General features: G+C 57.3%; 11 protein-coding genes. 7 read left to right on the top strand and 4 right to left on the bottom strand.

What is annotated here, in order from left to right:
* On the top strand, positions 1–1,068 hold a 1,068-nt coding region (locus PH558_RS33860), incomplete at its 5' end, for a sensor histidine kinase (protein ID WP_285208543.1).
* A gap of 306 nt (positions 1,069–1,374) precedes the next feature.
* Here PH558_RS33860 and PH558_RS33855 read toward each other — a convergent pair.
* Positions 1,375–2,406, bottom strand: coding sequence for a LacI family DNA-binding transcriptional regulator (locus PH558_RS33855; protein WP_285208542.1), 1,032 nt, complete (start codon positions 2,404–2,406; stop codon positions 1,375–1,377).
* A gap of 162 nt (positions 2,407–2,568) precedes the next feature.
* Here PH558_RS33855 and PH558_RS33850 point away from each other — a divergent pair, with 162 nt between their 5' ends.
* A complete protein-coding gene (locus PH558_RS33850; RefSeq protein ID WP_285208541.1) occupies positions 2,569–3,516 on the top strand; it encodes a dihydrodipicolinate synthase family protein in 948 nt (315 codons plus the stop codon).
* Between the two features lie 236 nt (positions 3,517–3,752).
* Complete coding sequence (locus PH558_RS33845) at positions 3,753–5,138, top strand: MFS transporter (protein WP_285208540.1); 1,386 nt, start codon at positions 3,753–3,755, stop codon at positions 5,136–5,138.
* Positions 5,139–5,285: 147 nt separating this feature from the next.
* On the opposite strand, the gene PH558_RS33840 is transcribed toward PH558_RS33845, so the two are convergent.
* From PH558_RS33840 to PH558_RS33830, 3 genes are all read right to left on the bottom strand, one after another.
* Positions 5,286–6,812 (bottom strand): SulP family inorganic anion transporter, encoded by a 1,527-nt coding sequence (locus PH558_RS33840; RefSeq protein WP_112434921.1) that lies wholly within the window; start codon positions 6,810–6,812, stop codon positions 5,286–5,288.
* Positions 6,813–6,816: 4 nt separating this feature from the next.
* Positions 6,817–7,506 (bottom strand): carbonic anhydrase, encoded by a 690-nt coding sequence (locus tag PH558_RS33835; protein ID WP_285208544.1) that lies wholly within the window; start codon positions 7,504–7,506, stop codon positions 6,817–6,819.
* Between the two features lie 258 nt (positions 7,507–7,764).
* A complete protein-coding gene (locus tag PH558_RS33830) occupies positions 7,765–8,004 on the bottom strand; it encodes a hypothetical protein (RefSeq protein ID WP_285208539.1) in 240 nt (79 codons plus the stop codon).
* Between the two features lie 636 nt (positions 8,005–8,640).
* Between PH558_RS33830 and PH558_RS33820 the strand changes: the two genes are divergently transcribed.
* The 4 genes from PH558_RS33820 to PH558_RS33805 all read left to right on the top strand — a co-directional run bounded on the left by PH558_RS33820 (position 8,641) and on the right by PH558_RS33805 (position 13,109).
* On the top strand, positions 8,641–9,093 hold the full coding sequence (locus tag PH558_RS33820) for an SH3 domain-containing protein (RefSeq protein ID WP_285208538.1): 453 nt from the start codon (positions 8,641–8,643) through the stop codon (positions 9,091–9,093).
* Between the two features lie 212 nt (positions 9,094–9,305).
* Positions 9,306–10,496, top strand: a complete 1,191-nt coding sequence (locus PH558_RS33815) for an efflux RND transporter periplasmic adaptor subunit (protein WP_112434926.1) — start codon at positions 9,306–9,308, stop codon at positions 10,494–10,496.
* Positions 10,493–12,439, top strand: a complete 1,947-nt coding sequence (locus PH558_RS33810; protein WP_112434927.1) for a MacB family efflux pump subunit — start codon at positions 10,493–10,495, stop codon at positions 12,437–12,439. The genes PH558_RS33815 and PH558_RS33810 overlap by 4 nt, the downstream gene beginning before the upstream one ends.
* A 112-nt stretch (positions 12,440–12,551) precedes the next feature.
* Complete coding sequence (locus PH558_RS33805; protein WP_285208537.1) at positions 12,552–13,109, top strand: GNAT family N-acetyltransferase; 558 nt, start codon at positions 12,552–12,554, stop codon at positions 13,107–13,109.
* The last annotated feature ends 189 nt before the right edge of the window (positions 13,110–13,298 follow it).

Genomic DNA, 13,298 nt, shown 5'->3' with positions numbered 1-13,298 from the left:
GTTACCGCCTTGGCGATTTCGGTTAGCAACAGCCTCAACAGGCAGATCATCTGGTCGACCACCATCGTCGCATTCGTCGCCCTGTCCGTGATGTTCTTTGGGTTCCTGATCTACGGCTATGTCTACGAATGGCTGTTCAAGCGCTCCGCTCACCCGGGCGACTGGGCCGTCAGCGATTTCGCCGTGCTCGGCATCAACGTGGCGATCGGCCAGGCCATTGGCGCCTATGTCGGATGGCGGCTTGCGCGGCGTCTGGTCAAGCCCTTGACGGCCGTGACCGAGGCCGCCCGTCTCATCGCGGATGGAAACTTTGCCGGCCGGGCGACCGGCGAGGGCAATTTCGGCGAAGCCGACCGTCTGATCAGTGATTTCAATCGCATGGCAGAGGAACTGCAAAGGGCGGAAAAAGAGCTCCAATATTCGAATTCGGCCATTGCGCACGAATTGCGCACGCCGCTGACGATCCTTCGCGGGCGCATGCAGGGGCTGGCGGACGGGGTATTCGAGCCGAGCCAAGAGGTTTTCCGCGGATTGATCGGGCATATCGATGCGTTGACGCGCATCGTTGACGATCTGAAGACGCTTTCGCTGATGAACGCCGGGCGCATGGAGTTGCAGCAATCGCGTTTCGACGTTGGAGAGGAAATCGTAGACATCATCGATTCCATTGGGCCGTCGCTTGCCAGCCTCAACATCAGGATTGAAACCGACTTGCAGAAGATGGCCGTGATTGCTGACCGGGCACGAGTCCGGCAGGCGGTGCTCGCGCTCATCGACAATGTCGCACGTTACGCTCCAGGCTCGAGGTTGAGGGTAGCGTCTCAGGAGGCCGGCAACCTGTGCGTCATCATGGTTTCGGATGACGGTCCGGGCATGACGGCTGCGGAAAGCGAGCGCGCCTTCGAGCGGTTCTGGAGAGCCGACGATGCGAGATCGCGAAGAGGCGGCGGATCGGGCCTCGGCCTTGCCGTTGTCAAGGCGATCGCCGATGCACATGGCGGCCACGCGACGATCGACAGCCGCAAGGGCGGCGGGACGACAGTAGTACTGACCATCCCGCGCTGCTGAGTTCGTGTGCAGGCCAGCAAACGGCCTGCCCAGGCATGGAGGGCAAACGGCAGGATGGCGTTGAGTGGATCGAGTTCTTCGGCGGGGCGATCGGTCGGATCACGGCCGCTACTTGCAAGAGAGATACCTACGAGTGTCGCTATCTCATGCCTTACCATTCCCACTCCAGCACTGGCGCGATTCTGTCGTTCGGTTACATGCGCGGCAGAACATTGGTCGGACCACCTTTGTCCATCAGCCTATGCCTCAGCGTTCCCAGCACATGAAGTCCGATCAGCGTCGGAATTGGTTCGACTCTCTCAGGAGCTAGAGAACGATGGATCGCGTCGACTTCCGAGGAATGAGTGTCGGGGCCGACACCCGAATGCGATCATCCCGTGGTATAGCCTCGCCTCCCAACAAATCGAGCGCATTCGCGGCAATCTGCTCGAAGGGCACCCGCAAGGTGGTCAGCGGCGTGGAGAGATGGCTGACGATCGGAATGTCGTTGTAGCCGACCAGCGAGACGTCGCCAGGGACTGACAGACCCATGCGCATCAGACCCGATAATGCACCGATGGCTGTGTTGTCGTTTACCGCAAATATTGCCGTCGGCGCCTGCGGCAGGTGCATGATTTTCTCGGCGGCTTCCGCTCCGGATTCAATTCCGAAGGTCGATGAGACGATCAGGGATGGATCGATCGTCAGGCCCATTTCAGTTATGGCCTGGCGATAGCCTTCCACACGGGTTCGCGCGCTGGAGGCATAGGAGGGGCCAGCAATGACTCCGATCCTGCGATGACCAAGATCGAGCAGGTGCCGCGTGGCGAGATATCCCCCAAGCCGGTCGTCGCCGATCGACGAAAGACTGTGGCCATCGGTTCTAAGTGCCAAAACCGTCGGCACGCCTCTTGCCGCCAACATGTCGGGAAAGTCATCGTCGTCGCGCGCCGTCGATAAAATGAGCCCATCGACGCCGCGCTTCAGAAGTGACTCCGCAGCGAGGCGATCTGCTTTCGATTTGTCGTCCGTCGTCGCGACGATTGCGAACCGCCCGCTCCTGCTGCAGGCTTTTGCGAGGGATTCATAGAGCATCGCCATAACGGTGTCGGTGAGCCTTGGTACGATAATACCGACTGTCATGGTGTTGCCGCGACGAAGACTGGCCGCAGACACATCTCTGACGTAACCGAGTTCCTCGGCGATCTTTCTGACGCGCCTGGCTGTTTCGCTGTCCGAGCGCGGCAGACGCTCATCCAAAATTCGCGACACTGTCGACTTCGAAACGCCTGCCGCCGCCGCGACGTCGAGAATCGTTATGCGCGACTGGCGAACGTTGTCTTCCACTATTGAATTCATTCGGAATTTCCGTGCCGGCGAGTCTGATCTGCGTTTGAATCTGATGATGCCTGAAAAATCCTGTTGACTCCAGAGAAATCGGAAACGATAGTGGGAACGTTCCCATTAACGATCCCATCGCTGATTGCGAACCGGACAGCGACGACAAGGAGGAGACTACCTATGAACCCAATGGACCTCAGGGGCTTGAGCCCCGCACCGGTGACCGCATTCACCCGCGATGGTGAAGTCGACTATGCGGCGAACGCTCGGATTGCGAAGTGGCTGGCATCGATGGACGGCGTGAAGAGCCTTGTCATCCTCGGGCACGCCGGCGAAGGCACATTCCTGACCGAAGAGGAACGCCTCAAGCTGATCCGCACCTATGTCGAAGCTGTGAATGGCGAAATTCCGATCATAGCCGGCATCACGGGTGAGGGCACGAAGGTTGCTGCCGAAGAGGCCAAGAAGTGCAAGGCCGCGGGCGCCACAGGGGCCCTTGTCTATCCAAACCACGGCTGGCTGCGCTTCGGCTTCCAGAAGGGGGCGCCGCAGGACCGTTACAAGGCGATCTGGCAAGAGTCGGGTCTACAGTGCATCCTGTTCCAGTATCCGGATGCCACCAAGGCTTCCTACGATCTGGATACGCAGCTCGCAATTGCAACCCAGGAGGGGGTTGTTGCGACCAAGAACGGCGTTCGCAACATGAAGCGCTGGTATGTGGAAATTCCGGAATTGAAGAAGGCCAATCCAAACTTGCAGATCCTGAGCTGCCACGACGAATGGCTTCTGCCGACCATGTTCGACGTCGACGGTCTGCTTGTCGGCTATGGCAACATCGCACCGGAGCTGCTCATCGATCTCATCCGGGCGGGCAAGGCGCAAGATTATCCGGAGGCCCGCAGGATCTTCGAGCGCTTGCTGCCGGTCACCCGCGCCGTCTATCACCGGGGTTCGCACATGGAAGGCACCGTCGCCCTCAAGCTTGGCCTCGTTCATCGCGGCGTGCTCGATCATGCCACGATCCGCGAGCCGCTGAAGAACCTCGGGGAAAAGGCCGAGGCTGAAATCTTCGCCGCTTTCGACGCGGCGGGCATCGGCCGTGTCGAGCAGCTTTTGGCGGCCGAATAAAAAACACGCCTCCGCCGCCAATCGGCGGAGGCGTATTCAAGGGGGAGACTGCAGATGCGTCGGGGAGCGACGCTCTCTAAAGCCGCCGGTTGTGATGCACCGGAAAGTTGCTTTGCCCATAACGGATCGCAGCTTCGGATCGCCGCCTGCAGGATAAGCGGCAGCCGAGGCAAGATGTTCAATACGTAGGTCAATGCCAGGTCGAGGAGCGGGAGACCGGGCAGAGGGAGGATGAAATGAATATCGAACAGCGAATGACGGCGCCGGTTGCGCCTGTCATCGATCCGCAAGCCGACATAAGTGCGCGGCTGGAGCGGTTGCCCGTCACCCGAGAAGTGTTCTGGGCTCGCAATATCGTCGGCGCCGCGACATTCTTCGATGGCTACACCGTTATCGCCATTGCCTACGCCATGCCGGTACTCGTGCACGAGTGGGGCCTGACACCCGGCCAGACGGGCATGATCCTGTCGATTGGGTATCTGGGGCAACTAATCGGCGCCGTCCTGTTCGGCTGGCTAGCCGAAAAGATCGGTCGATTGAAGGTTCTTCTCTTCACCATCCTGCTTTTCGTCAGCATGGACATCGCCTGCCTCTTTGCAGCCGGCGCGGCAACGATGATGGCGTTTCGCTTCGTTCAGGGGGTTGGCACCGGCGGCGAAGTACCGGTCGCCAGCGCTTACATCAATGAGCTGATCGGCTCGAAAGGCCGCGGGCGTTTCTTTCTTCTATACGAAGTGATGTTCCTGCTCGGCCTCGTCGGCGCGGGCCTGATCGGCTATTTCATGGTGCCGCTCTATGGTTGGAAGGCCATGTTCGTCGTCGGCCTGATCCCGGCTGTATTGATGATCCCGCTGCGCTGGTTCCTCACCGAGTCACCCCGCTGGCTCGTTGCCAACGGGCGTTACGAGGAAGCCAATCGCATCGTCACCAAGCTTGAAGACAGCGCCCGTGCCGCAGGCAAGATGCTTCCCGAGCCGAAATACGCGACAGTGCCCGTCCGCAAGCCATCCGACTGGCGGGAACTTTTCCAAGGCATCTATCTCAAGCGCACGCTATCCATCTGGGCCATGTGGTTCAGCGCTTATCTGGTCGCCAATGGTACGATTACCTGGCTGCCCACCCTCTATCGTCAGACCTTCAGCCTTCCGCTCGAAACCAGTATATTCTATGGGTTCGCGACATCGGTGGGTGGCGTTGTTGCAGCGGTTATCTGCGCGCTGCTCATCGACAAGGTAGGTCGCAAGCGCTGGTATACGGGAGCATTGCTTATCGCTCCCATCCCGCTTGCCATCCTCGCATGGCTCGGAGCGACATCCGCCATACAGGTATTGGTGCTGGCAGGTCTTGCCTATGCCATCGTCCAGACGGTCACCTTCTCGCTGTATCTTTACTCTGCGGAAATCTATCCGACGCGCCTGCGGGCAATCGGGACGGGTGCCGGAAGTGCATGGCTTCGCCTGGGGTCCTCGGCAGGCCCGATCGCGACGGGTTTCCTCCTCTCGTCGATGGGCATCCAGTACGTGTTTGCCGTATTCGCTGCGATTTTGCTGCTCGGCGCACTTGTCACCGCCGTATTTGCCGTGGAAACCAAGGACCGGACGCTCGAAGAACTCTCTCCCTAATCCGGCTCCCAGATCATGAGCTCTCGAAAATGTAGGTCCTGATCCAAACGGATCCGTTAGCGGCTGCCTCCATCGGCAATCAGCGATCGATGCCGGCTTCACGGGTGTGACGTCGGCATCGGTAAGATGTGACTTTTATGCTTTCGGCTAGGCGATTTCCGCCGAGAGCCGCTCAAAGATCGGCTTCGATCGGGAGTGACGTTCGGCAGGCGGATGTTGGATCTCAACTGCACGATTGATCTTCTTCTGACGCTTCAGCCACTCTCTGAGAGCCTCTGCACTCGTATGGTCGAGATAGTGCAGATCCGCTCCTCTGATGCAGACCTTGCGGCTCGGCGGAAGTGTCTCAAGAGCATCAAGTAGCGCTGGAACGTCCTTGCATGTTGCGACGCCGGAAAGATTGACATGGACGGTATCTGCTTCCTCCAATCGCTGGATGGAAAGCCTGCGGCGCAAATAGGGAAAGATTTCCAGGAGCGAGAGCATCAGGCCGAGGCCTACTCCGACAAGTAGATTCTGCAGAACAACCATTGTCACAGTTGCCGCCCAAATCCCTACAGGCACCCATCCATGATGCTCGAACAGATGGTGCACGTGCTGAAGACTGATCAATCTCCAGCCCGTTACAAGCAGCACAGCCGCCAAGGCCGTCAATGGCACCATTGCAAGGAGCTGGGGCAGAAACGCCACGAGACCGAAGATCCAAACACCGTGCAATACGGCCGAAGCGCGCGTGCGTGCACCAGCCTGTATATTGGCCGAAGAGCGAACAATCACACCGGTGATAGGCAGTGCGCCGAGGAGGCCGCACGCGCTATTGCCAATTCCCTGGGCAACTAGCTCCTTGTTGAAGCGGGTACGAACCCCGTCATGCATTCGGTCGACGGCAGCGGATGACAGAAGCGTTTCCGCACTGGCAATCACAGCAATCATTAGCGTGGCAATGATGATGCTAGGCTCCGTCAGGTGTGAAAAACTTTCAAACGTCGGCAGCGAGATGCCGCTGATCAGCGAGGATGGAACCTCTACCCTTGCGATGGGAAGTTGCATGGCAGCCGTCAGGATTGTTCCGACGACAACCCCAACCAATGCACCAGGTATCAAAACGAGCGATTTAGGCCGAAACTTTTCCCAAGCGATCATGGCAAGGAGTGAGAGTAGTCCCACCAGCAAAGCAACCGCCTCCGGTGTCAATCCTGCTCCCAGGACATGTCCAAAAGTCCTTTGCATGGCCACGATATTCTCAATACCACCTGCCGCGGGTCTGGCGCCCATCAAAACATGAACCTGGCCGAGAACGATCAGGACACCGATCCCGGCGAGCATTCCGTGAACTACAGCAGGAGAGATCGCCCGGAACCACGAGCCTATCTTCAGGAAGCCCGCGAAAATCTGCAGGAGTCCCGCGACAACAAGCACGGGGCCGAGCATCGCGATACCATGTTGTTCGACGAACCCAAAGACAATAACGGCAAGGCCGGCAGCGGGGCCGGATACCTGTAGTGGCGAGCCGGCCAGCAGGCCGACCACTATCCCGCCAACGATGCCGGAAATGAGGCCCATCGCGACGGGTACCCCCGATGCAACTGCAATTCCGAGGCAAAGTGGTATTGCCACCAGAAAGACGACTGCGGACGAGGCGAAATCGCGCGAAAGAGTGAAATTTCCCTTCATGACGTCACTCCACCGCCCGCGGCAAGACGTGCGGACGATAACGGCCGGTCACTGCTACCGGCAACGGCATGCCCTCGCGTACTTCGGTGAAGCGTGCAACGGCGCCATCATACACTTGGATTTCGCCCGTCTCGATGTCGAAGAACCAGCCATGCAGCGTTATGTCGTTCGTCGCCAGCTTGGCCGCGACTGATGGATGCGTGCGTAAATGGTTCAGCTGGACAATAACATTCTCCATGGCTATCGCTCGAATTTTTTGATGCTCCGAGAGGGTACTGGGATATGCCTCGCAAACGATAGAGCGCGCGGCGTGGCTGTGCTTCAGCCAGGCAGCGACGTTGGGCATCGGCTCCAGGATCACCGGATGGCAGAGGCCTTTCATCGCCCCACAATCGGAATGGCCGCAAACGATGATATCGCTGACACCAAGTGCGACAACCGCATATTCAATGACAGAGGACACGCCCCCATTCGCAGTCGAAAATGGAGGCACGACATTGCCGGCATTGCGGCAGACGAACAACTCGCCAGGTCCCGACTGTGTGATCGTCTCGGGCATGACTCTGCTGTCCGCGCAGGAGATCATCAATGCCTGCGGCTGCTGCCCCTGTTGTGCGAGTTTGCGATACAAAGCCTCGTGGCTTGGGAAGACGGTGCCACGAAAGATGGAGATACCCTTTAGCAAATCACTCATGGTTTTAGTCCTTGTGATGAAGTCGGATGACAAGAGGAGAGGTTCCCGAGGTCAACGGGCTGCAAGTCACGGTCTTTTCGCATGTGCCAGGTTATGCCAGCGCTGTAAGAAAATGGCCGCAACGACAGGAGAAAGGTTAACGTTGCGATGCGGTTGCGCACGGCCAGATCAGCTCCGCGTCGTGGGCAGAACGCGCTAGCCTGAGTGACAATGCTGCGCCTATCGGCGCAGCAAAAGAGGATGAATGTCGAGCAACGCTTACTTTACGCTAGCCTTTGACTTTGTATTGTCCTTGCTCTTGTCGATGACGCCCTTCTGCGAGCCACGTGAAAGGCTGTTCTGGGAAGATCCATTGGCATTTGTTCCCGTTATGACCTTCCCGTTATTGGTGCTTGTGCCATTGGAGTTTGCGCCGCCGGGCGAGACTTGGGCCGCAAATGCCGAACCGGAAATCAGGGCGAAAGCCATGGAGGCGGTAAGGAGAGCGATCTTGTTCATGTTGGCATTCCTTTCTTTGGTGGACGCATCGACTGATGCGAGCTGGAAAAGACTCCAGTACATTTAGTGCCGCGCCAGTTTCGTTGCGCTGCAACCAAGAGCTACCAACCGACTATTGAGATCGTATCGAGATGAGGGGCAGGGGTCGTCCAATCATTTTGTCAGCAAAATGGTATCGCTCCCATCGCCATATTCAGGGCCCTAAATATCCATCGAAAAACCTGAAAGCGTATTCCTCTGTGCCACTTGTCGCCAGGGCGCTCGGATGATCGACGGCGAATGTCTTTGGCAAAACTAGGTTCGAATTCCTCCGTCCACGAGCCGGACCGCTTGCCGCGAAACAATGATTCCACGGACGGCCAGCATAATGCGCGACCGTCCATTAGCTGGGAGGGACGGGACATGGAGCCATTCGGCGTTACCCACGGATAAGAACTCAGCCAGCGTGCTTACTACCGTGGACGGATCTTCATCAGCGCCGCAAGCCCAACGGTCATCTCAGTCCTAGGGCCACTAAATGTCCATATATCCTCCACCCAATCTGCACTGGAAGGAGGTTAGTAGGCTCAAGCACACTGGCTGGCATTCGATCTGAGAAGCAGGCCATCCGCTTATACAAACTAATAGGAGCCTTCGATGCAACAAAAACTCATTCTTGCGGCCATGCTTGCGGGCGCGGCTTTATTTAATTCTCAATCAGCGATCGCCGGTTCCTATGCCGTAACTGAAATCAACATGCGTGCCGGCCCAAGCACGCATTATCCCTCGATCGGCATTTTGCCGGAGGGCATATCGTTGCACCTCTTCGGTTGCACGAAGGGATATCGGTGGTGCGACGTGGAGGCATCCGGGCGTCGAGGCTGGGTTTCCGCCGCCTATATTGATGTTGACTATGATGCGCATCGGGTTCGAGTGCCGGTCTATGTGCGTGAGGTAGATGAACCAACCGTGCCGACGGTTTCGTTCAATATCAATACCTATTGGTCCAGCCACTATTCCGACTATGAGTTTTACCACGAGATGAACAGTTGGGACGATTACGATTGGGAAGCCGATGCACCTCCGCCTGGCTGGGATCCTCAATGGTGAAAGTGACGGATCTAACGAGATCTCGCTCGCGCTCCAAGGCAAAGGACAAAGCCAGGAGCAGCGATTGCATGACGGAGCGAAATCTCCTTCTCGCGGGCATAATCTTCTCGATCATTGCGGTTGTTTTCATTCACCAAACCGCTGAATCGCACATTAACGAGCATTTGCGGACGACTTTTCAGCACCGCTTAACTTACTGAGCCACGACAGAAATGAAACGAGAAACCGCTAGGAAAAGCATTCTGGTCATTCTCTCCGTTCTCGGACTGGCAGCCGTAGGCGGGGCTTCCGCACGTGTCGTCTTTTCCGAGGATGACGGCCCCGCCGAAATGGCCAGGCCCGTCATCCTTGGCACGGTGGAAGAAACTGTCGCCGCCAGTGCTGTTCTCGAACCCGCGCGTCTGGTGAACGTGGGCGCGCAGGTTTCCGGGCAGCTGAAAACCTTGTACGTCGAGCTCGGGCAGAAAGTGCGGCGGGGCGACTTGATCGCGGAGGTGGACTCTACGCCTCAAGCCAATGGCCTGCGGATCGCAAAAGCCGCGCTCGCCAACGTCAAAGCGCAACGTCGTGTCCGTGGGATTCAGCTCCACCAGGCCGAGCTGGCTTATCAAAGACAGAGTCTGTTGAAAGCGCAGAGCATTGTATCCGTGGCCAATCTGGAGACCGCGGAAGCATCATTCCATTCTCTGCAGGCTGAGGTCGAGGCCTTGGACGCGCAAATTTCGCAAGCCTCCGTCGAAGTAGAGAATGCCGAGGTGAATCTTGGCTACACCAAAGTCCGCGCACCGATCGACGGCACCGTCGTCGCCGTAGTCACGAAAGCGGGGCAGACTTTGAATACCGCTCAATCTGCTCCGACGATCGTTACTCTCGCGCAGCTCGACACGATGCGGGTGAAGATTCAAATATCCGAAGCGGACATCGGGCGCGTTCGTATAGGACAACAGGTTCGCTTCACGATAATGGGGAGTCCGAACAATCCAATTTCCGCGAAATTAGAACAGATCGAGCCGGCACCAACAACCATAGCCGCGGACCCCACGGCCGGGACCGGCACGTCCTCGATCCAAGGTGCCCAAGCCGTATATTACAACGGTTTGTTCAATACCCCCAATGCGGACGGACATCTTCGTCCCTTGATGACCGCATCCGTTAGGATCGTCGTGGGGAAGGCGCAAGACGTACCTCTGGTCCCGTGGTCGGCATTAGCCTCGCGCGATGTCGAGGGTCGTTACCGTGTGCGTGTTCGCCTGCCTTCCGGCACGACCGTCGAAAAGCGGGTGACGGTCGGGCTGAGCGACAAGATCAACAGTCAGGTCATAGATGGGCTCTCAATCGGCGATGAGGTGATCATTCCGGCGGATGGCGAAATTTCCGCCGATAGCGACACGGTGATGATGTGACTCCCCTTATTCGACTCGACGAAGTTTCACGGATTTTCACCGCCGGCGACGAGACAGTCACCGCGCTTGATCAGGTCAGCCTCTCGATCGACGCGGGTGAGTTTGTAGCGATTGTCGGCGCCAGCGGCTCGGGCAAATCGACGCTGATGAATATTCTTGGCTGTCTCGATCAACCAAGCGCAGGCCTATATCTTATTGGCGGGAAAAGCGTTGCCGGTCTTTCCGCCGATGAGCTGGCGGCATTGCGGCGCGAACATTTTGGTTTCATTTTCCAGCGCTACCATTTGCTTGGCACGTTGAACGCCAGGGAAAATGTGGCGATGCCAGCCGTTTATGCCGGTCTTAATTCGAGCGCCCGCCAACAGCGTGCCAAATCGCTGCTTGTTCGCCTCGGTCTGGGTGAGCGTCTTGATCATTATCCGAGCCAGCTCTCCGGCGGGCAGCAACAGCGCGTTTCTATCGCGCGCGCATTGATGAATGGCGGCGAAATCATTCTCGCCGATGAGCCGACAGGTGCGCTCGATAGCGAGAGCGGCCATACTGTTCTTGACATTCTCAAGGAGCTGCACTGCGAAGGTCACACCGTCATCATCGTGACCCATGATATGCAAGTTGCGGGAAACGCAAATCGCATAATAGAGATTCGCGACGGCAAGGTGCTTTCAGATCGGCGAAGCAGAGAGAGGCGGGCGACTGAGGCTGCACTGGCGACTGACAACGAAAAGGCCGCTGGCCCCCTTTCAAGGCTCCTGCAACGAGTTTCCGATGCAGGCCCAATGGCTCTTCGCTCAATGGCCGCGCATCGCGTTCGAACGTTTCTGACCATGCTCGGGATTATCATTGGTATCGCGGCGGTGGTTTGCGTTGTGGGATTGGGTGAAGGCTCCCGGCGAAAAGTGCTCGCTCAGATGAGCGAGCTTGGTGCCAGCACGCTTTCCATTTATCCGGGCCGTGGCTGGGGCGACGAGCGAGCGGCAAATATCACCTCGCTCGTTATGGCTGACGCCGATGCGTTGTCGGCGCAAACCTATGTGCTCGGTGTTACTCCGATTCTGTATGCTTCGGTGCGCGCCCGCTCCGATCACGCTTCACTTAACGCTAATCTCAATGGGGTGGGGCAAGATTACTTTCGGATCAACGGCATGAAGCTGATCGCGGGCAGCGGCCTTTCCATCGAGGGCCAGCACGGTGCCTACCAAGCGGTATTGGACGACCGGACAGCGGCCGCATTGTTTCCGAATGGGCAAACGTCGCTGGGCCGCACGGTGCTGCTTGACCGCATGCCGGCGACGGTAGTCGGCGTCGTTCAGCGGCCCAAAAGCTCTGCTGGCGACAAGACCTTGCAGATCTATGCGCCACACTCCAGTGTCGCCAGTCGAGTGGTCACACCTGGCAGCAGTCTCGGCGGTCTCACCGTGCGGATTGCAGAGAAGTTTGATACCGCCATGGCCGAACGCGCCATAGTCAGCTTGATCACACGTCGGCATGGAACGAAAGATTTCTTTGTTTTCAATAGTGATCAGATGCGCAAGGCCATGGAGAAGACCTCGCGGACAATGACGCTTTTGATTTCCTCGGTCGCCGTCATTGCCCTCATCGTCGGAGGCATTGGCGTGATGAACATCATGCTTGTGTCTGTGACGGAGCGAACGCGAGAAATTGGTCTACGCATGGCTGTCGGTGCGCGGCGGCTCGACGTAATGCTCCAGTTTCTCATCGAGGCGATCGCGATTTGCATCGCTGGCTCTATTATCGGCATCGGGCTCGCCTTCGCGATTGCCGGCTTGTTTGGCGATCCTAAGGGCGACATGCCCATGATTATTTCGCTACAGGCAATGCTGGGATCCTGCCTCGTGGCGTTCCTCATCGGTTTGGTGTTTGGATTCCTGCCGGCTCGCAATGCGGCGCGCCTCGATCCGGTTGATGCCCTTTCTCGAGAGTGAAGCCTGACGACAATCCGGCGAGTGCTTCATGCGTGAAGTGGGAAATGCGATTGCGAGCGAGGCTTGGCTACGGTTCGTGTTGCACAAACGTTGCAAATACAGGAAGAACATCATGAATGAATTGGTAGAAGACGTAACGCTAGCTGTTGCAAGCGATTCGGATTTGCAACGTTTCAAGATATCTTTGCAGGAGGCATTCGCACTCGCTGTTATCGACGAGCTCGGCTCTATCGACGGCCCAATTCCTTCCGATGAGGACATCGAAGCGTCTTTCGAAGCGCCCGGCGCCGTCATTCTTCGTATTCTGTCCGGCGGAAAATGGGTGGGCGGTGCCGTTCTCAGCATCAATGAGATAACGCACGATAATTCCCTCGATCTTTTCTACATTTCCAAAGAGCACCATGGTCGCGGCATAGGCCAGAAAGCTTGGAAATCGATTGAGCGCCGATACCCCGAAACCCGGGCTTGGACAACCCAAACGCCATATTTTGAGAAGCGTAACATTCATTTCTATGTCAACAAATGCGGCTTCAAGATTGTCGAATATTACAACGCCCATAATCCGGATCCTCATAGGCCGGAGAAGGGCACCCCTCCCGGCGATGACGGGATGTTCAGGTTTGAAAAGATCATGCTTGGTCGTGAAGATACCAATTCCAGCGCAACTTGAAGCGGTAATTCAGGCGTTTAGCAAGATCAGCATATCTCTGCAGCTGGTGACGTGTTATCGCCTGGCCAATGGTCGAACGTTTCTATCCGGTAAAGGAGCCTTGGATGGAAAATGCACTGATATTGATCGTGGAAGACGAGCCGGAAATCTCCGATATTCTCGAACGCTATTTTGAGCGCGAGGGATTTC

It is taken from the genome of Rhizobium pantanalense (assembly GCF_030182525.1).
Lineage (GTDB): Bacteria > Pseudomonadota > Alphaproteobacteria > Rhizobiales > Rhizobiaceae > Rhizobium.
This window is presented reverse-complemented; position numbering and strand designations above follow the sequence as displayed.

Bases quoted from the DNA above. Each gene is read 5' to 3' on its own strand.
- PH558_RS33855 (WP_285208542.1), bottom strand. From the start codon at position 2,406: ATGAATTCAATAGTGGAAGACAACGTTCGCCAGTCGCGCATAACGATT.
- PH558_RS33850 (WP_285208541.1), top strand. From the start codon at position 2,569: ATGAACCCAATGGACCTCAGGGGCTTGAGCCCCGCACCGGTGACCGCA.
- PH558_RS33845 (WP_285208540.1), top strand. From the start codon at position 3,753: ATGAATATCGAACAGCGAATGACGGCGCCGGTTGCGCCTGTCATCGAT.
- PH558_RS33840 (WP_112434921.1), bottom strand. From the start codon at position 6,812: ATGAAGGGAAATTTCACTCTTTCGCGCGATTTCGCCTCGTCCGCAGTC.
- PH558_RS33835 (WP_285208544.1), bottom strand. From the start codon at position 7,506: ATGAGTGATTTGCTAAAGGGTATCTCCATCTTTCGTGGCACCGTCTTC.
- PH558_RS33830 (WP_285208539.1), bottom strand. From the start codon at position 8,004: ATGAACAAGATCGCTCTCCTTACCGCCTCCATGGCTTTCGCCCTGATT.
- PH558_RS33820 (WP_285208538.1), top strand. From the start codon at position 8,641: ATGCAACAAAAACTCATTCTTGCGGCCATGCTTGCGGGCGCGGCTTTA.
- PH558_RS33815 (WP_112434926.1), top strand. From the start codon at position 9,306: ATGAAACGAGAAACCGCTAGGAAAAGCATTCTGGTCATTCTCTCCGTT.
- PH558_RS33805 (WP_285208537.1), top strand. From the start codon at position 12,552: ATGAATGAATTGGTAGAAGACGTAACGCTAGCTGTTGCAAGCGATTCG.